The organism is Mesorhizobium sp. M1142, assembly GCF_040318565.1.
In the GTDB taxonomy this organism is placed as follows: Bacteria; Pseudomonadota; Alphaproteobacteria; order Rhizobiales; family Rhizobiaceae; genus Mesorhizobium.
Map to the genome: position 1 here is coordinate 78,648 of NZ_JAMYMK010000002.1, position 18,679 is coordinate 97,326.

At 62.6% G+C, this 18,679-nt stretch carries 18 protein-coding genes; 6 read left to right on the forward strand and 12 right to left on the reverse strand.

Annotated features, from left to right (window positions below; genetic code table 11):
• The first annotated feature begins 2 nt into the window (after positions 1-2).
• Both NKH42_RS04405 and NKH42_RS04410 read left to right on the forward strand, forming a co-directional pair.
• Positions 3-431, forward strand: coding sequence for a DUF4440 domain-containing protein (locus NKH42_RS04405; protein WP_352505370.1), 429 nt, complete (start codon positions 3-5; stop codon positions 429-431).
• Between the two features lie 48 nt (positions 432-479).
• Positions 480-1,739, forward strand: a complete 1,260-nt coding sequence (locus NKH42_RS04410; RefSeq protein ID WP_352505369.1) for an ABC transporter substrate-binding protein — start codon at positions 480-482, stop codon at positions 1,737-1,739.
• Between the two features lie 72 nt (positions 1,740-1,811).
• On the opposite strand, the gene NKH42_RS04415 is transcribed toward NKH42_RS04410, so the two are convergent.
• The 3 genes from NKH42_RS04415 to NKH42_RS04425 form a co-directional block, all read right to left on the reverse strand.
• Complete coding sequence (locus tag NKH42_RS04415; protein ID WP_352505367.1) at positions 1,812-2,729, reverse strand: sigma-70 family RNA polymerase sigma factor; 918 nt, start codon at positions 2,727-2,729, stop codon at positions 1,812-1,814.
• Between the two features lie 22 nt (positions 2,730-2,751).
• The gene (locus NKH42_RS04420; protein ID WP_352505366.1) at positions 2,752-3,291 is read right to left on the reverse strand and encodes a dihydrofolate reductase family protein; all 540 of its coding nucleotides are present in this window, start codon (positions 3,289-3,291) and stop codon (positions 2,752-2,754) included.
• Positions 3,292-3,430: 139 nt separating this feature from the next.
• Positions 3,431-3,970, reverse strand: a complete 540-nt coding sequence (locus tag NKH42_RS04425) for an Lrp/AsnC family transcriptional regulator (RefSeq protein ID WP_352476516.1) — start codon at positions 3,968-3,970, stop codon at positions 3,431-3,433.
• Between the two features lie 48 nt (positions 3,971-4,018).
• On the opposite strand from NKH42_RS04425, the gene NKH42_RS04430 reads away from it, so the two are divergent.
• The gene (locus tag NKH42_RS04430) at positions 4,019-5,194 is read left to right on the forward strand and encodes an MFS transporter (protein ID WP_352688658.1); all 1,176 of its coding nucleotides are present in this window, start codon (positions 4,019-4,021) and stop codon (positions 5,192-5,194) included.
• A gap of 49 nt (positions 5,195-5,243) precedes the next feature.
• Positions 5,244-5,675 carry a GNAT family N-acetyltransferase gene (locus NKH42_RS04435; protein WP_352505364.1) on the forward strand — a complete coding sequence of 144 codons (432 nt, stop codon included), beginning with the start codon at positions 5,244-5,246 and terminating at the stop codon, positions 5,673-5,675.
• On the opposite strand, the gene NKH42_RS04440 is transcribed toward NKH42_RS04435, so the two are convergent.
• From NKH42_RS04440 to murA, 9 genes are all read right to left on the reverse strand, one after another.
• Positions 5,672-6,802, reverse strand: a complete 1,131-nt coding sequence (locus NKH42_RS04440; protein WP_352505363.1) for an anhydro-N-acetylmuramic acid kinase — start codon at positions 6,800-6,802, stop codon at positions 5,672-5,674. The genes NKH42_RS04435 and NKH42_RS04440 overlap by 4 nt on opposite strands.
• A gap of 6 nt (positions 6,803-6,808) precedes the next feature.
• Positions 6,809-7,810: a serine hydrolase domain-containing protein gene (locus tag NKH42_RS04445; protein WP_352505362.1), complete on the reverse strand. Its 1,002-nt coding sequence runs from the start codon at positions 7,808-7,810 to the stop codon at positions 6,809-6,811.
• Positions 7,811-7,880: 70 nt separating this feature from the next.
• Complete coding sequence (locus NKH42_RS04450; RefSeq protein ID WP_352505361.1) at positions 7,881-9,629, reverse strand: ABC transporter ATP-binding protein; 1,749 nt, start codon at positions 9,627-9,629, stop codon at positions 7,881-7,883.
• On the reverse strand, positions 9,626-10,465 hold the full coding sequence (locus tag NKH42_RS04455; RefSeq protein WP_352476522.1) for an ABC transporter permease: 840 nt from the start codon (positions 10,463-10,465) through the stop codon (positions 9,626-9,628). Before NKH42_RS04455 ends, NKH42_RS04450 begins: the two co-directional genes overlap by 4 nt.
• On the reverse strand, positions 10,465-11,424 hold the full coding sequence (locus NKH42_RS04460; protein WP_352505360.1) for an ABC transporter permease: 960 nt from the start codon (positions 11,422-11,424) through the stop codon (positions 10,465-10,467). Before NKH42_RS04460 ends, NKH42_RS04455 begins: the two co-directional genes overlap by 1 nt.
• 34 nt (positions 11,425-11,458) lie before the next feature.
• Entirely contained in the window at positions 11,459-12,979 is a 1,521-nt protein-coding gene (locus NKH42_RS04465; protein ID WP_352505359.1) for an ABC transporter substrate-binding protein, read from the reverse strand.
• Between the two features lie 99 nt (positions 12,980-13,078).
• Complete coding sequence (gene murQ, locus NKH42_RS04470) at positions 13,079-13,984, reverse strand: N-acetylmuramic acid 6-phosphate etherase (protein WP_502896030.1); 906 nt, start codon at positions 13,982-13,984, stop codon at positions 13,079-13,081.
• Between the two features lie 169 nt (positions 13,985-14,153).
• Positions 14,154-15,044: a glucosamine kinase nucleotide-binding domain-containing protein gene (locus NKH42_RS04475; RefSeq protein ID WP_352505357.1), complete on the reverse strand. Its 891-nt coding sequence runs from the start codon at positions 15,042-15,044 to the stop codon at positions 14,154-14,156.
• Positions 15,041-16,297: a UDP-N-acetylglucosamine 1-carboxyvinyltransferase gene (murA, locus tag NKH42_RS04480; RefSeq protein WP_352505356.1), complete on the reverse strand. Its 1,257-nt coding sequence runs from the start codon at positions 16,295-16,297 to the stop codon at positions 15,041-15,043. Before murA ends, NKH42_RS04475 begins: the two co-directional genes overlap by 4 nt.
• Positions 16,298-16,483: 186 nt before the next feature.
• Here murA and NKH42_RS04485 point away from each other — a divergent pair, with 186 nt between their 5' ends.
• The gene (locus tag NKH42_RS04485; protein ID WP_352505355.1) at positions 16,484-17,332 is read left to right on the forward strand and encodes a MurR/RpiR family transcriptional regulator; all 849 of its coding nucleotides are present in this window, start codon (positions 16,484-16,486) and stop codon (positions 17,330-17,332) included.
• Positions 17,333-17,562: 230 nt separating this feature from the next.
• Positions 17,563-18,672: a carbohydrate kinase gene (locus tag NKH42_RS04490; protein ID WP_352505354.1), complete on the forward strand. Its 1,110-nt coding sequence runs from the start codon at positions 17,563-17,565 to the stop codon at positions 18,670-18,672.
• Positions 18,673-18,679 lie beyond the last annotated feature (7 nt).

Here is an 18,679-nt window from a genome sequence, read left to right on the forward strand (position 1 = left end):
CCATGGACGAAAACCCCTCCTTGCTTTCCCGCGCCAGCGTCGAGGTGGTCGATCTCCACCGCTTCTTCGTCGACTGGTTCAATGCAGCAAGTGCGGACAATGCAGATTTCAGGCGCTTCGAAAGCGTCATGGGCAAAGGCTTCCAGATGGTTGCACCGGATGGCCAGGTCCTCGATCGTGACGCGGTGCTCGACCATGTCAGGGCAAGCCGCGCCAGCTGCGACGGCGATTTCAGTATCTCGATCGAGGACATCCGGGCCGACTGGCAGGCCGGGGACACGATCGTCGTCTGCTACGTCGAGGCACAGCAACGCGCCGGCAGGCACAGCCGCCGTCGCTCGAGTGCCGTTTTCACCACCAGTTCATCGGCGCCTAACGGCGTCGAATGGCGACATCTGCATGAAACCTGGCTGCAGGTGCCGGAAGGCTGAACAGGCTCAAGACGTGAATGAGAGTCGTGTAACGAAAGGGGAACAACAATGACAAAGACGGTACTTCAGATCACCACCGCGCTCGCCTTGCTGACAGCGGCCGGCGCAGCGCAGGCCGCCGACTGCAAGATCACCGTCGGCCTCGTCATGGAACTGACCGGCCCGGCCGGCGAATACGGCCAGGCCGGCGCCAAGTCGGTCGAAATGGCCTTCCGCGACATCAACGATGCCGGCGGCGTGCGCGGCTGCGATCTCGCGACCGACACGCGCGACAGCCAGAGCCAGGGCAACATTGCGGTCGACGCCGCAACCCAGCTCGTGCAGGTCAAGAAGGTGCCGGTGATCATAGGCGGCATCATCTCCTCTGTGTCGATCCCGATCCTGACCTCGGTCACCGCGCCGGCCAAGATCGTCCAGGTGTCGCCGGCTTCGTCGTCGCCGACGCTGACGGCGCTCGGGCGCGACGGCAAGACCAACGGCATCTTTTTCCGCACCATCACCTCGGACGCTCTGCAGGGCGTCGCCGCCGCCAAATATGCCATCGACAAGGGCTTCAAGAAGCTGTCGGTCATCCACGTCAACAACGACTTCGGCGTCAACATGGTGGCGGAATTCTCGCGTGCCTATAAGGCGCTCGGTGGCACCATCGTCTCCGACACGCCTTACAATGAAAAGCAGTCGAGCTATGCCTCGGAGGTAACCGCGGCCATGGCCGGCGAACCGGACGGGCTTTACCTCGTCAGCACGCCTGTCGATGGCGCAACCATCGCCCGTACCTGGATTTCGCAGGGCGGTGTCCAGAAATTCCTGCTCAATGACGGCATGAACAGCCCGGATTTCATCGAATCCGTCGGCGCCGACTATTTGAAGGATGCCTATGGCACTTCCTCGGGCACCAGCCCGACCGCATCGACCGAATATTTCACCAAGAACTACAAGGAATTTTCGGGCATTGAGCCGTCGAACCCGGCGGCCGACCGGTCCTATGATGCCGGCGCCATTGTCGGCTTGGCTATCGCGATTGCCGGCTCCGAGGATCCGGCCAAGATCAAGGACGCGATGTACAAGGCGGTCGATCCGGCCGGCACGCCGATCTATGCCGGCAAGGACGAGTTCGCCAAGGCGCTCGGCCTGATCAAGGACGGCAAGCCGATCCGCTACGAAGGCGTCATCGGCCCTGTAGCCTTCGATAAGTACGGCGACATCACCGGCCCGTTCCGGCTCTGGAAGATCGTCGACGGCAAGGTGACGACCGATGGCGAAATGACGACGGATGACGTCAACGCCTTGCAGGCGAAGCTTCAGTAAGCCCCCTATGTCTTGTCCGGCATTGATCCCATTTCATTGAGGTTGATGCCGGACACTTGCATGTCCTGTTGGTTAGGCCGGCCTGGAAACGACCACCGCACCAGCCGTCGGCATGATCCAGCGGCAGGCATAATAATCGGTGATGCGATTTATGGTCCCGCCAGCGGCTTCGATCCGAACCGGATGGGCCGGCTTCCAACCGTCTTCGCCATGGTGGAGCACGAGCAGCACCGCCTCGCCATCGATCATGCCAATCGCCATTTTCCAGGCCGTCGAGGCTCTTTCATATTCGACGAAGTAAGGTGATTCCGACAGCCTGCCCTTGAAGCAATCCGCGACCCGCAATTGTGCGTCGGCGCTGGTCAACGCCCGAACCCCGTCCCAGTCGCGGCGGTTGAACAGTTCGACATAGCGGCTGAGCAATTCCAGAAGTTCCGGATCGCGTTGGGGCTCCGAACGCACGATTGGCTCGCCTGACAAGGCGCCCAATTTGGAGCGGCCACGGCCCAACGCGGCCTTGACGCCACCCACGGTCGAGCCGACGAGATCGGCGATCTCTTCCAGCGAATAGTCGAAGACGTCCTTGAGCAGGACGCAGGCGCGTTCCTTGGGCGGCAGGTGGATCACCAGCCGTTCCATCGCGCGATCCGCGCCCTTGCCCGCCGGCTCGACCGGCAGGATGATCTCGTCTTCGACGAAATTGGCCTCCGCATGCTGACGCACCTGCCGGCTTCGCAGGAAATCGATGCAGCGATTATGTGCAATGCGAAACAGCCAGGGGCGAAGAGCAGTCGCATCGTCCAGCTTCTCGATCTTCCGATAGGCCTCGAACAGCGCCTCTTGCATCACGTCTTCGGCGTCGAGCGTCGAACCGGTCATACGTGCACAGTAGCGGTGCAGCCGTCCACGCAAATGCGCGACTGTCTCCAGGAAGCCGGCGTAGCGGACGTCGAAAAGCCCGGTCGGGTCAAGTCTTGGCTGCATCTTCATCGGCATTCAATTCGGCGGCGGATCACAGCGGGACATAGGTCAGCGTAATGACCCCGTTCTTGAAACGGTGCGTATCTATAAGCTCCAGCTTGACCAGGGACGGGTCGACATCCTGGAAAGCGCGTTTGCCATGCCCGACGCGGGTCGGCACGATCGAGAGTTGATACTCGTCGACAAGCCTGTTGGCGAGCAGCGTCTGGTCGAGATTGCTCACTCCATACTTCAATATGTTGCCGCCGGTTTGCTGCTTGATCCTGGCGATTTCGGCAGCGACGTCGCCTTCGATCAGCGACGCGTTCCAGCTCACTGCCTTGAGGCTGCGCGAAGCGACGAGCTTGTTCAGCCCGTTCATGCGGTCCATGTACTTGCTGCCTTTGACCTGCGGCCAACGCGCCGAAAACATTTCATAGGTGATGCGGCCGAGCAGGAAAAAATCCGCCTCGCCGGCCTTTTCATATGAGTGTTCCTTCATCTCCTCGTCGAAGAAGGGCGAGGCCCATTCCATTGGTGCTTCGATGACGCCGTCCAGCGAAATGAAGCTGCCTACGATTAATTTTCTCATCGCGTGTCTCCGGTTGCGCAACAGGCATTCCGTCGGATCCAAAAACCGGCGCAAACGAACCGGCCCGACGGATGACCACAGGATGCAGTGCCTAAGACGTTTCCGGTTCGACGTTGGATACGCGTGAGGATCGTATGAGCTAATAAAGCGGCTTGGCCATGTGCCGGGGGGTCGGCCATTCCGTCGTTATCCCCGGCTGCACCGGCCGCTCGAGATAGGTCGACAGCACGACGTAGCTTCGGGTCGAGGTGACACCAGGCGTTTCGTAGAGGCGCGACAACAGGCCTTCGAGTGCCCGCGTGTCCTCGGTGCGGACCTTGATCAGCATGCATGTGTCGCCGGCCACCGAATGAATCTCCTCGACTTCGGGGTGTTCGGAGATTGCCATCAGCTCCGGCGTCTTGCCCCACCCCTTGGTGTCGATATGGACGAAGGCAAGCAGCGGCTTGTGCACCGCTTTTGGATCGATGATGATCGCGGTGTTGCGGATGGCACCGCTGCGCCGCAGGCGCTTGACGCGTTCATGGGCTGCCGGCGGTGAAAGGCCGACGCGGTCGCCGAGCTCGGCATAGCTGATCGTGGCGTCGTCGACCAGAACGCTTAATATTTTTCGGTCGATTGCATCGATATCGCGGGCGGCAGGCCTGTTCTGCGGAATGCCATCTGTTTCTTCATCCATAATGAAATTCCCTATTGATGCAGAATTTAGTACGGCCAATATCGCCATATGTCGAACAATGATCAAGTCGCAACATTTACGGCAAGGCCGCCTATCCCGGCGCTCGCTTACCTCCTCACCGGATGCATTGCCGTGATCGGCTCGAACTCGCTGGTGCTCGGTCCGATCGCACCGGCGGTTGCCGCGTCCTTCGGCACAAGCGTGCCGGCGGTTATGATCGCGTCCGCCGCGTTCGGGCTCGGTACGTCGGCGAGCGCTTTGTTCCTGGCGCGCTATATCGACCGGCTTGGTGCCCGCCGCATGCTGCAAGGAGCGTTGCTGCTGCTGGCGATAGCGCTCGTCGCCAGCGCTGCTGCGCCGACGGTGACGGCGCTGGTCGCGGCCCAGCTTCTCGCCGGCATCGCTGCAGGTGTCGCCATGCCGGCAATCTACGCCAGCTCCGCCGCGATTGCACCGCCCGGCCGCGAAAGCGGCACCATAGGCGTCGTGCTGACCGGCTGGACGCTGAGCATGATCGCCGGGGTTTCGCTGTCGGCCGTACTTGCCGACCTGGTGCATTGGCGCGCCGTTTTCGCGGCGGTCGCGGTGCTCTCAGCACTCGCATTGGCAAGCCTGACGCTGACGTCGCTGAGCGATGTCAGGAAGAGCGGCCCGGCGCCGACGCCGCTGGGCGCTTTGAGCGTCCCCGGCATAGTGCCGCTTCTGGTTGCCTGCGCCGCATTCATGACCGCGTTCTACGGTGTCTATGGCTATCTTGGCGATCACCTTCACAATGGCTTGGGACGGCCGGTCAGCGCCAACGGGCTGGCCGCGCTCGCTTATGGCGCCGGATTTGGCGCGGCGGCACTTCTTGACGGCGTTATCGACCGCCTGGGCGCGCGGCGTGTCATGCCATTTGCCTACCTGCTCGTCGCGGCCGTCTATGTCGCGATTGCCGCGGCGAGCAGTAGTTTCCATCTGACCATAGCGATGATAGCCGTCTGGGGCCTTGCCAATCATTTCGGCCTGAATGTCCTGGTGATGCGCCTGTCCGCGCTCGATCCTGCGCGGCGCGGCACGATCATGGGCTTGAACAGCGCGGTGACCTATCTCGCGGTGTTCGTCGGCACCACGGCGTTCGGACCGCTTTATTCCACATTCGGTTTTGCGGCGTCGGCGGTGGTTGCAGCCCTGCTCATGCTGATCGCTGCTGTGGCAGCGGCGTGGCGTTCGCCGAAGCTATAGCGCAGCAAGGCTTGCGTCTCGGCCCCGTCCATCGATAGATGCTTGGTGGATGGACAATACAACGCTTGAGACAACCGCCGATCCCTTGCCGCACGAGCTGGCTTTTCTCGGAGAGCGGCTTGCTGCGTTCAACGACAGTGATGTCGGCGCCTCCCGCAGGAAGGCAATGGCCGTGTTCGTGCGCGATGAGCACGGCGTAATTGTCGCCGGCATCTCGGGATACACCGCCTGGGGCTGGCTCTATGTGCAATGGCTCTGGGTCGATGAAAAACTGCGCGGCCACGGCATGGCCGGCAGGATGCTCGAGGCGGCCGAGAGGGAGGCGATCGCGCGCGACTGTCACGGCGCCTGGATCGACACGTTCAATCCCAAGGCGGCCAAGGCCTATGAGCGCCACGGCTACCGGCCGTTCGGTGCGCTCGCCGACTTTCCCATTGGCCGCAGCCGCATCTTCTTACAGAAGAACCTGAAACACGATTAGCCGGCGAGCCGCCCTCCGCGCATCGGCTGCGGCACGCCGGTCGTGCTGGGGAAGCTGATCGGCAAGCCCCTAAGCACGCGCACTGCCAGGAAGGCAAAGCACTCCGCCTCCACCGCATCGCCCTTCCAGCCCAGCGCCTCGGCCGGAACCGCTTCGACGCCGGCGCGGCTGGCAAGCATGGCCATGATCGTTGGATTGTGGCGACCGCCGCCGCTGACCACCAGCCGCTTCGGCCGGTGCGGCAGAAGATCGAGCGCTTTGGCGACGGCGGCCGCGGTGAAGGCCGTCAGCAGGGCTGCCCCATCCGCGGCGTTCATTCCGTCCGCCATCGAGGCGCCGAAATCGAAACGGTCCAGCGATTTCGGGTAGGGTTTGGTCAAGTAAGGGTGCTGCAGGAGCTTGGCCAGCCGCGTCTCGTCGACCGTCCCGGCGCGGGCCAACGCGCCGTCGCGGTCCATTTCGCCAAGCCCCTTCGACTTGATGAAGTCGTTCAGCGGCGCGTTGGCCGGTCCGGTATCGAAGGCGACGACATTGTCCTTGCCGTCCCACCAGGTGATGTTGGCGACGCCACCGAGATTGAGCACTGCCGTGTCTCCACTGGCATCAGCGTCGCGCAGCAGCGCGGCGTGATAGGCGGCAGAGAGCGGCGCACCTTGGCCGCCGGCGCGCATGTCGGCCGAGCGGAAGTCATAGGCGACCCTGGTGCCAAGGATCGCATGCATCAGCTCGCCGTCGCCGAGCTGGCGGGTCTGGCCCAGCCGGCCCACTTGCGGGGCACGGTGCAGCACGGTCTGGCCATGGAAGCCGACGACGCCGATATCGGCCATGGTCAGGCCGTGACTTTCGACAAGATCCCTGACCGCGGCGGATTGGGCGCGCGTCAGTGCCTCCTCTGCCTCACGAAAAATCGCCGGTTCCGGTCCGGTGAAATTCCAGATCCTGGCCTGGCGCAACGTCTCCTCCAACAGGCTGCGGATCGACCTGGGGTAAGGCGCCAGCGTGTAGGTGCCGAAATCCGCGATCCGTTCGCCGTCGGTCTTGATCAGCGCGACGTCGATATTACCGTCCAGCACGGTGCCGGTCATCAGGCCGACAGCCCACATTGGTGCGCCATTTTTAGCAATCATGACTTGTCAGGCTCCGTTGACGAGATCGCCGATCGATTGCCTTAGCGCTGCGATCCCGCTGTTGAAATGACGTGTCGGATGGATCCGGTTGGTGAGCAAGGTCCATGCTCTGCCTTTGTCGAAGTCGACCCAAAGCCCGGTGCCGGTGAAGCCGGTATGGCCAATTGTGCCGGGGCTGCACAGCCGGCCGCCGGACCAGCCTTCGTAAGGCCGCTCCCAGCCATGGGTGCGGGTTGCCGACAAGGGCGTGCGCATCAGCGCTATTGAACGCTCGGATGCGCCGCTCCCGTCCAGCAGCCCTAGCGCAAAATCGAGGATCGCGGCCGCCGTTCCGAACAGCCCGGCGTGACCGGCCCCTTGCAATGCCGAGCAATTGTCGTCGTGGACCTCGCCGCAGAGAACACGATGGCGCCATGTGCAGTCTTCTGTGGCCGCCGCGCGATCCGGTTCGGTGGAGAACGCGAAGCCCGGACCGGGATCCATGTAGCGAATGGTCTTGCCGGACAGGCGCTCCAGGACGAAGCCGAGCAGAATGAAATTGATATCGGAATAGACCGGCTCCCCGACCTGCCACTCGCGCTGCAGGACAAAGGCGCGCAACAGCTCGGGATCGCGGCCATAGGTGTAGATTGGAGCAACGGCGGGAAACGGCGTCTGATGACCGAGACACTGGCGAAACGTCACCTTCCGTTCCCAGGCTTTTTCGTCATATTGGCGAAGGTCGGGCAGGACCGAAATCAGCGGCGCGTCGAGGTCGATGACGCCTTCTTCCGCCAGTGCAAGGATACGCGGCGTGGTGAAGATGACTTTGGTCAGCGACGCCAGATCGAACCATGTTTCGATATGCATCGGCCGTATCTTCGGCACGACTTGGGCTGAGCCGACTGCCCGGACGATGCGTTGACCGTCCCAGTCGACCATGCCGAGCACGCCGCCAGGAATGCGCGACGCAGCCACGGCCGTTTCGAGCGGGGCGAATGCACGGTCGAAGAGATCATGCTCGATCAAATGCGGCCTCCGTCTGAAAAGCAGCGAGGGGGCTGTCCGTCTGACTCTGCATGCTTTCGAGCGACAATCATCACGCTTCCACCCGTGCCCTATGGTCCGGCCCGAATTGCTGCCAATTGGCCGGGCCCGGCTCAAATCCCAGCGGGCGCACGAGCGAGGGAACCTGGCGCGTGTCCAGCTCGAAACGTTCATGCCGCCGGTCTATGGTGGGAACGGCCGCGATAAGCTGTTTGGTATAAGAGTGCTTCGGCTGCGAGAGCACCGATCTGGCATCGCCGATCTCGACGATCTGGCCGGCATAGATGACCGCAATGCGATGGGCGATCCGCTCGACGACAGCCATGTCATGCGAGATGAACAGGTAGGCCAGCCCGAATTCACGCTGCAGCTCGACCAAAAGCTCCAGCACCCTGGCCTGCACCGACACATCGAGCGCCGAAACCGCTTCGTCGAGGACGACAACCGAAGGATTGAGCATCAGCGCGCGAGCGATGCACAGGCGTTGCCGCTGGCCGCCGGAGAATTCGTGCGGATAGCGCTGCAGGCTGTTTTCCGGAAGGCCGACGCGTTTCAGCAGCGCGGCCATTTTCGCCCGCGTTTCAGCAGTTATCCGTCCGCCGCTAGCGATCACCGGCTCTGCGAGGATGCTTTCGATGGTGAGTCTGGGATTGAGCGAGCCATAGGGATTCTGGAACACCATCTGCACGGGAAGGGCGCTCTGCCCGGCGACGGCCTTGCGCGTGCTGGCCGAGATTGTGCCGCGTGTCGGGCGCACCAGCCCCAGAATCGCGCGGGCGGTGGTGGACTTTCCGGAACCGCTCTCGCCGACGACCGCCAATGTCTCGCCCGGCATTAGCTCGAAATCCACACCGTCCACCGCGTGCACGGTACCGCTGGCGCGGCTGAAAAACCCAGCCTTGACTGGAAACCGCACCACGAGGCCATCGACCATCAGCGCCGGCTCGGCAGCTTTTTGCGTTTCGCATTGCACGTCCTTGCGTACGGCACTGCCGCCGGCGAAATGCGGCACCGCATGAAGCAGATGCCGCGTATAGGGATGCTGCGGATCGTCCAATATCTGGTTCAGCGCGCCCTGCTCGACAGCTTCCCCGCTTTGCATCACCATGACCTTGTCAGCGATGCCTGCAACCAGACCGATGTCGTGGGTGATGAAGATCATCGACATCCCGGTTTCCTGCTTCAACTCGGCGAGCAGCGCCATGATCTGCGCCTGCACCGTAACATCCAGCGCCGTCGTTGGTTCGTCGGCAATGAGCAGGCGCGGGTTGCAAGCGAGCGCCATGGCGATCATCACCCGCTGCAACATGCCGCCCGAAAGCTGGTTGGGCGTATATTTCAGTCGCCGTGCAGCGTCGGGAATACGCACGCGGTCGAGCGCGTCCTTGGCCGCCGCCGTCGCTTGCCGGCCGGTCAGGCCGCGATGCAGGCGAAACGATTCCTCGATCTGCCTGCCGATGGTCAGCACCGGATTGAGCGAGCTCATCGGCTCCTGGAAGATCATGCCGATTTCACCGCCGCGGATCTTCGTCAGTTGCGGCTCGTCCGCGGCGGTCAGGTCGAAAATGCTGTTGTCGACCCGCTTCAGCGTGATCGAGCCTGCGGTGATGCGGCCGCCGCCATAATCGACAAGGCGATTGATCGACAGCGCCGTGACCGATTTGCCCGAGCCGCTTTCGCCGACGATTGCCAATGTCTCGCCGTCGGCGAGATCGAAGCTGACGCCGCGCACGACCTCATTGGCTTTCGGGTTGCGGCCGAAGCCGACGCGCAATCCGCTGACGGACAGCAGCGGAATCATGCGATCGATCTCCGCATCTTCGGGTCGAGGACATCACGCAACGCATCGCCGAGCAGGTTGAAACCGAGGATGCTGATCATGATCGCCACGCCGGGGAAGATCATCAGCCAGGGAGCTGTCTCCATCAGATTGCGGCTGTCGCTCAGCATCAGGCCGAGCGACGCGGCGGGCGGCTGCGTGCCTAGCCCGAGGAAGCTTAAGCCGGCCTCGGTCAGCAGTGCCCAGGCCAGCGCCAGCGTCACCTGAACCGTCAGTGGCGCCACCAGATTGAGCAGCAGATGGCGTGTTACGATGTAGCCCGCACTGCTGCCGAACGTGCGGGCCGCGTCGACGAACTCGCGCGCCTTGAGCGACAGAGCCGGACCTCGCACGACGCGCGTGAAGATCGGCGTGTAGACGATGGCAATGGCAATGACGCTGGTCGAGGTTCCCGGTCCAGCAACCGCGACGATCAGCAGCGCCAGCAGGATCGCCGGGAACGCCAGCACAACGTCCATGATGCGCATCACCAGGCCGTCCCAGCGGCGCCCGAACCAGGCTGCCGCCAGCCCGAGCACGGTGCCGGCCAGTGTCGCGAAGGCGACCGAAAAGAAGGCCACGATGAAGGACTGGCCGATCCCGGTCATCAGCCGACTTGCGACATCGCGGCCGAACAGGTCCGTGCCCATCAGGTAGGTGCCGTCAGGCGCATGCAGTCGCTCGACCCGGTGCTGCGTCAGCGGATCGTGCGGCGTCAGCCCCAGCATGCCAAGCACGGCAAGCAGCAGATAAAGCGCAACGATGGCACCGCCGATGCGGCCGCTGGGATGCGCAAATATAGCCCGCAATGTCGCCATCAGTGCTCGCTTAGCCGGATACGCGGGTCGAGCGCGACATAGGCGAGGTCGACGAGGAGATTGACGATCATGAAGTTGAAGGCGATGAACAGCACGCTTCCCTGCACCAGCGCGTAGTCGCGCTGCAGGATGGCATCCAGCACCATACGGCCGAGACCGGGCAGCGCAAATATCTGCTCGACGATGACTGCCCCGCCCAGCAGATAGCCGAACTCTATGCCGCTCAGCGTCACGACCGGGATGAGCGCGTTGGGCAAAGCATGCCCCCAGATGACGCCGCGCGCCGAAACGCCTTTGCTGCGCGCCGTCCTGACATAGTCGTCGCTGAGCACATCGAGCATCGCCGAACGCGATATGCGGGTCACCGAAGCCGCGAAGGCAAATCCAAGCGTGACCGCAGGCAGCAACAGCTGGCCGAGATTGCGCAGCGGATCCTGCCACAGCGGCGAAAACTCACCCATCGCCGGCAAAACGCCAAACCCCGCCGACAGCGTGTAGATGATCAGCAGGGCAAGGACAAAGTTCGGCGTCGACTGCCCGATCATTGCGACAACGCGCACGCCGAGGTCGGACAGCTTTTCATTATGGGTGGCGGCAAAAATCCCGGTCGGCATGCCGACAACCAGGGCGATGACCATCGAAAGCAGGGCGAGCTCCAACGTTAGCGGGAAACGCTCGAGGATGACGTCGAGCACCGGCCTGCCATAGGTGGACGAAATGCCGAGATTACCTTGGACAAGACCAAGCAGCCAGCGCCAGTACTGGATGAACCAGGGCTGGTCGATGCCGAAATAAGCTGCAAGCGCATCGCGCTGCTGCGGCGTCAGCAGGCCGGCTTCGGTCCCCAGCATTGCCGTGATCGAATCGCCCGGAACCATCCTGATCGCCAGGAACACGACGATGGACACGCCAAGCAGGACGAGAGGGAAGGTTGCCAGTCGCCGCATCAGATAGTTCACGCGAAGAATACCCTCTCGTCTGGCACCAAAGCAGCTACTGGATCGTCACCTTGGCGAGGCTGAACAGCGAGCCTGTCGGCACCGGTTCGAATCCTGCGATATTCTTCTGCTGTGCGGTGTAGCTGTAGGACGTGTAGAGCCAGATCCAGGGCGACATCTCAGTGATGTGCTTCTCGAAGTCGGCGAAGATCGCTTTGCGCGCTGCCGGGTCGGTCTCGCTGCGGCCCTTCTGCATAAGACTGTCCAGCGTATCGTCGATATAGTTCGCGACCTTCTGCAGATTGCCCGTCTTGGTCCAGTAACGGTTGTACATAGTGTAGGGATCGGCCCTGCCGCCGTTCAGGGCGATGGCCATGTCGAAATCGCCCTTCAGCCAGGCATCGACATAGACGTTGAGCTCCATCATTTTGATGTCGAGCTTGACGCCGATTTCTGCGAGTTGCGACTGGATGACCTGGGCTTCCGCCGCCGCTGTCGGCGGCTCGCCGGTGGCGCCGATCACGGTCGCCGAAAAGCCGTCGGCGTAGCCCGCTTCGGCCATCAGCTGCTTGGCTTTCTCGACGTCGCGCTTATAGCAGAACAACTGGCTCGGATCGGTCGCCAGCGCAGGGATAGTCAGCGGGCCGGTGACTTTGCCTTCACCGAGCGAGGCGGTGTCCAGCACTTCCTGCCGGTCGATGGCGCAGGAAATCGCCTGACGCACCTTGAGTTCGGTCATCGGCTTGCGGGAAGGATTGAGCTGCAGCACGTGATAGGCAAGCACCGGCACACGGTTCAACTGCAGGCTGGCTTCCTTGGGCACAAGCGTGGCGACAAGCGGATCGTTGAGCAGGGCAAAATCGATCTGCTTGCTGCGCATCGCCGCCAGGATCGCCGTCTCGTCCGGCAGCACGCTGACCTCGATGCCGTCGATGCCGGTCGTGCCGCCCGCCCAATCCTTGTTGGCGACAAGCACTTCCTTGGAATTCGGATCCCACTTTTCCAACTTGAACGGACCCGAGCCGATCGTCGTCGTGCCGATCGAGCCGGCCATGATTTCGCTTGCCGGGACGATCGCGGCGTTGACGTCGCTCATCGCCGTCAGGATCGGCACATCCGGCTGCGAGAGGTGGAACACGACGGTGGCTGGATCGGGTGTGTCGATGCTGGCGATCGAGAGAAAGTTGGCGCGCGCGGCCGCGCCGGTCTTCTCGTCGAGTATGCGCTCGAACGATGCCTTGACATCGGCCGAGGTCACGGCGGCGCCGTTCTGGAATTTTGCTTTCGGATTGAGTTTGAAACTCAGCTCCTTGCCGTCCGGCGAGAACTGCCATGAATCGGCAATCGCGGGCGTGATTTGCAGGTTTGCGTCGAGCCGCACCAGTGGCTCATAGATCAGTTCCAGCAGCCGCAGTGAGGAGAATGCCGTCTGCTTGTGCGGATCAAGACCGGTGGCGTCCTGCGACCACGCCATATGCAGCGTCGCCGCACTCGCCTGCGCCGGTAGCGCCGCGATGCCAATCATTGCCGCGAGGGTCATGCCGGAAAGCAGTTTCTTGCCAATGTGCCGTACCATTGTCGTCTCCCATTATTGTTAAACCTGATGCCTTGCAGTTCGCCGGACCGCTTCAAAGGGACACACGCCCCGGAACATCGGCCCAGTGTCCATGCGGTCTTACACCGTCTTTTCGCCTATCGCCTTGCGCAGGAAACCTCCCGCGTTGCCAAGCGCCTTACGTGCTTCCTCGACGCCCATGCCGGTGATCGTCACCAGGATTGCCAGTTTTACATCGTTGCCGGTCTGGTCGAGTGCCTGTCGTGCCTGCTGTGCCGCGCAGCCGGTCGTCTGCATCACGATCCTGACCGCCCTGGCGACAAGCTTCTTGTTGCTTGGATTGAGGTCAACCATCAGGTTCTGATAGCTCTTGCCGATGCGGATCATGCTGGCGGTAGACAGCATGTTGAGCACCAGCTTTTGCGCGGTTCCCGATTTCAGTCGGGTCGAGCCGGTGAGAACCTCCGGGCCGACCACCGGAGAGATGGCAATGTCGGCTATGCCGGCAATGGTCGATCGCGGATTGCAGGACAGCGCCACGGTGGTCGCTCCCACCTGCTTGGCATAGGTCAGGCCGCCGATGACGTAGGGCGTGCGCCCGCTGACAGCGATGCCGACCACCACATCGTCGGCGGTCAGCTTGATGTCCTGCAATGCCTTTACACCCTGTTTCGGGTCATCCTCGGCGCCTTCCGCGGAGCGCACCAGCGCGTCGTCGCCGCCGGCGATCAGGCCCACCACCATGTCCTCGGGTACGCCGAAGGTCGGCGGACATTCCGAGGCGTCGAGGACGCCGAGCCGGCCGCTGGTGCCAGCGCCCACATAGACAAGGCGCGCACCCTTCTGGAACGCGCTCACGATCCGGTCCACGGCAGCAGCAATCTCAGGAATGACCTTCTCGACGGCGGCCGCAACGCCTTTATCTTCGTCATTGATCTTCCGCAGCACCTCGATGGTCGGCAACAGGTCGATGTCGATGGTTCTCGGGTTGCGGTCCTCGGAAACCAGCCGCTCCAACTCCGACATCAACCCGTGTTCGACCACTTGCTTACTTTCAATCTGCCGTGAGCGGGAACGCGATGCCGTGCCGGGCAGGCGACCGGCTGTCGTGTTTCTGCTTAGTTAACTTTTTAGAATTCGGTATTCCCGGTGTCAACGGATTGTAGGAATAAAATATTCCTCTTTGAGTAGCGCGTTACTCGCCGCAAAGCGACTTTCTGGCCAGGATTATGGCTCCCGAAACCGCATCGCCGTCGGCCGGCTTCAGCCGTCGGCGGACGTCGGGAGCGAGCCATGGCTCAAGCGGGCTGGACAACCCTCCGAGCAACGTAACCCGCGGCGCGCCTTTTTCGAACAGCACCCGCACGAAGGTGTCGATCTGCTCGGCAGCGCCTTGCACGATCCGCCGACCGGCCGGATCGCCCTGGTCGGCATGGCGGATCACCATCGGCGCCATGGCGGCATAGTCCGTCGCACTGGCGCGGTCCATCCAGGCCACCGCCTCGAACGGGTCGTCCTTGAAGCGCTGCATCACCTCGGCCAGCAGCGCGGTCCGCTCGTGCCGGCCGTCATGGGCGCGCAAGGCGAACTGTACCGCTTTCAACCCTAGATCGGCACCGCTTCCCTCGTCGGAAATCGGAAAACCGTAGCCGCCGACACGCAGGTTGCGCCCTTCGACAAAGCCGAGCCCGATCGAACCGGTGCCGGCTATGACGATGGCGCCGTCCTGGCCCGAATGCGCGCCCAGGCAAGCCGCGACGCCGTCGCTGACGAAGTCGAGACTTGCAAAGGGATGGGAGATCGCACGAAACGCCTCAATCGACCCCTTGCGGCCGATGCCGGCAAGACCGACGCCGGCACGGATCCTGGCGATTTTCGTCGCCGTGAACCCTGCCTCTTTGATCGCAGCACCAAAGGCTTTGGCAACGGAGGCCCAGGCCGCCTCTATACCGAGCCGCGTTGTCGCCGGACCTGAGAGACCTTGCCCGAGCACGGTTCCCGCCTCGTCTTCGATACGCGCCCGACAGCCGGTTCCGCCGCCATCGACGCCCAGGAAATAATGCGAAGACGCCGCGCCGGCACTCATCCACTTATCCGCTCGATCTGGGCGCCGCAAAGCCGGAGCTTGCGGTCCAGTTGCTCATAGCCGCGATCGAGATGATAGACGCGGTTGATCGTCGTCTCACCCTGGGACACCAGCGCTGCCAGCACCAGCGAGACGGAGGCGCGCAGGTCGGTCGCCATCACTTGCGCGCCCTTCAGCTTCTCGCCTCCGCGCACCAACGCCATGGTGCCTTGCAGCTTGATGTTGGCGCCGAGCCGCATCAGTTCAGGCACATGCATGAAGCGGTTCTCGAAGATCGTCTCACGCAACAGCGAAGCGCCCTCGGCACAGCACATCAACGCCATGAACTGCGCTTGGAGATCGGTCGGAAAGCCCGGATAGGGCTCCGTCGTCACATCGACGGCTTTGAGCGGCCCGTCTCTCGATACGATCAGCCCGCGGTCGCCCGGCCAGATTTTCACACCGGCTGTTTCGAGCAGCTGGACGACGGATGCCATGTGCTCGAGCCGCGCGTGGGTCAGCTCGAGCTGACCGCCGGTGATAGCCGCCGCGACGGCATAGGTGCCGGCCTCTATCCGGTCCGGGATGATGTCGTGCGTGGCGGCGCGCCAGCCTGTGCTGCCCGCGATCAGGATACGGTGCGTGCCGGCGCCCTCGATCCGCGCGCCCATGGCGTTCAAGCAGGCGGCAAGGTCGGCCACCTCCGGTTCGCGCGCCGCATTGAGGATCTCGGTTTCGCCCTTTGCAGTCGTCGCTGCCATCATCGCCGTTTCGGTCGCGCCGACCGATGGTGAGCTCAAAACGATACGCGCGCCTTTCAGTCCGCCCGGCGCGGACGCGACGATCAGCCCGTTTTCGACCGCAATGTCGGCGCCAAGTGCGGCAAGTGCGGCGACATGCATGTCGACCGGCCGTGCGCCGATCGCGCAGCCGCCGGGCAGCGAAACCCTGGCGTGGCCGAAGCGGGCAAGCAGCGGGCCGAGCACCAGCACTGTCGCGCGCATACGCCTGACGGTATCGTAGGTTGTCTCCTTGGAGACGGCAGCACTGGTATCGATTGTGGCGGCATGCGCCGATCTGGTGACTTCGGCCCCATGAAGGCCGACGACGCCAAGCATGTTGTCGACGTCGGTCACCGCAGGCAGATTGGTCAGTTGCAGCGGATAAGGGCTGAGCAACGCCGCCGCTATTTGCGGCAAGGCCGCGTTCTTGGCGCCGGAGATCGTCACCGCGCCCTCAAGCCTATGCCCGCCGACGATCCGCAATTTGTCCATGGCTCTGACCTAATCCCGAGCTGTCGGCGTGTCTACGATCTTTCGTGGCCGAATCGTCGGCTTGCCCGAAGGCTGGGCCGCAACCGCACCGGTAGAGATTTGATGGATCATTCTTGGCTGTCAATCAGAGACGGAATAATTTATTCCTTGGTTTGGCATTGTCCGTGACTGGCAACAGGTGAACGCATGTCCATCCTGAAGAAAATCGAGGCCAAGCTCGAAATCATGGCGCCCGGCGACCGCGAGATCGGTCGGTATATCGTCGATAATCCCGACCAGATGCTGCGCCTGTCGACGGCGGCGCTTGCCGCTGAGATCGGCCGCAGCCAGTCGAGCGTCGTCAAGTTCAGCCAGAAGCTCGGCTATTCCAGCTATCAGGAGCTCAAGCTCGCCGTCAGCGAGGCCAAGTCGCAGGAATGGCACGTGCCGGCCGGCATGATCCACGGTTCGATCGAGGTCGGCGACAGCTATCTGGTCATCCTGCGCAAGCTGATCGGCAGCAAGCTTTTGTCGATGCAACAGACGGTCGCGGCCAACACCGAGCATGAAATCGGCAAGGCCCTCGAAGCATTGAACGGTGCGCGCCGCATTCATTTGGCAGGCGTCGGCGCATCCTCTCTGGTGGCGCGCGATTTCTCATACAAGCTGATGAAGCTCGGCCGCAACGTGCTGCACGACAGCGACAGCCATGTGCAAATGGCCAATGTCTCGACGCTTGGACGAGGCGACGCGTTATTCGCGCTCTCCTATTCCGGGGCGAGCATCGAAACCCTGCGGATAGCTGAACTCGCACATAAACGCGGCACCACCGTTATCGCCGTCACCGGGCTTCGCGACAATCCGCTGAGCCGGGTTGCCGACATTCGCCTCCACACGATCGCCGATGAAGAGCGCGCGCGCTCTTCATCGATAACCGCGCGTGATGCACAACTGACGCTAACCGACCTGCTGTTCATCCTGCTTGTGCAGAAGCAGCCTGACGCCAATGAATATGTCCACAACAGCGAATTGGCCGTCTCGGTGCTGAAGGCTTAGCTGTCTTCGGCATGGCGTTAAGGCCTCTGTTCCTCCCTGATGCTGCACGTCGACAAGAGCAGGTTTCGTCCTCCGAATAGCTTTCTTCAATGCGCTCACACGCTCTCCGGCTGGCAGAGCCGCGGGAGCGCCGATTGGTCAAACGCCGCCATGGCAAACCAATGTTGACAAGATCATCTGTTGTTTCATACATCGAGTTCAGCTTCGAATTTGGCGGGCCAGGTGAGACGATGGACGACCTTGGAGCACAAGAACAAGCGGTTCTCGACCTCATTGCGGCGAATCCGTTCTCCGGCCAGCAGGATATTGCAACCGCGCTCGGCATTGCCCGCTCGACGGTCGCCGCCCACATCGTGCAACTCATCAACAAGGGCTACATTCTCGGCCGCGGCTATGTCTTGCCGGCGTCCAAACGTATGGTCTGCATCGGCGGCGCGGTGCTCGACCGCAAATACCACGCCAGGAAGGATCTGATCTTCGAGACATCGAACCCGGTCGAAGGCCATCGCAGCTTCGGCGGGGTTGCCCGCAACGTCGCCGAAAACCTTGCCCGCCTCGGTGTCGACATAAGCTTCGTCTCGATCGTCGGCGAGGATGAAACCGGCCGCGCGCTGGTGCGGCATTTGCGTGACTTCGGCGCCGATGTCAGCCAGGTCATCACCACCACGGAGCGGCCGACGGCCGAATACGCGGCCATCCTCGACCGCAACAACGATCTCGTGCTCGGCATCGCCGACATGGAGATCTTCGATCTGTTTTTGCCGTCCTATCTCGACCGTTTCTGGCCGCACCTGGCTTCGGCGACATGGGTCTTCATCGACTGCAATCTGCCGGCCGCGACCATCGCAGCGCTGATCTCGCGCAAGCACGGTGCGCGCTTCAAGCTCGCAGTCGACACGGTATCGTCACCGAAATCAGCGCGCCTGCCGAAGGACCTGACCGGCATCGATCTTCTGTTCACCAATCATGACGAGGCCAATACGATGCTCGGCATGACGGATGCCGACAGGCGGCTGACGCCGGAGGAAGCAGCAGCAGCGCTGCGCGCGGCAGGCGCTGGCGAAGTGATCGTGACTGTGGGTGCGCATGGATTTGCCGTTGCGACCGAGAGCGGTGTGACGGCCATGCGCTCCGTCCCGGCCCAGCCCGTCGACATCACCGGCGCCGGCGACGCTATGATCGCCGGCACTCTGTACAAGGTGCTTTCGGGTGAGCCGGTGGCTCATGCCGTGCGCACCGGCGCGCTGCTTGCCACACTGACCACCGAGAGCGAATCCAGCGTCCACCCCGATCTGTCGCCGCGCTTCCTTGCCGCCGGCATGTACCGCATTCCTGCCTGAAAGCGAG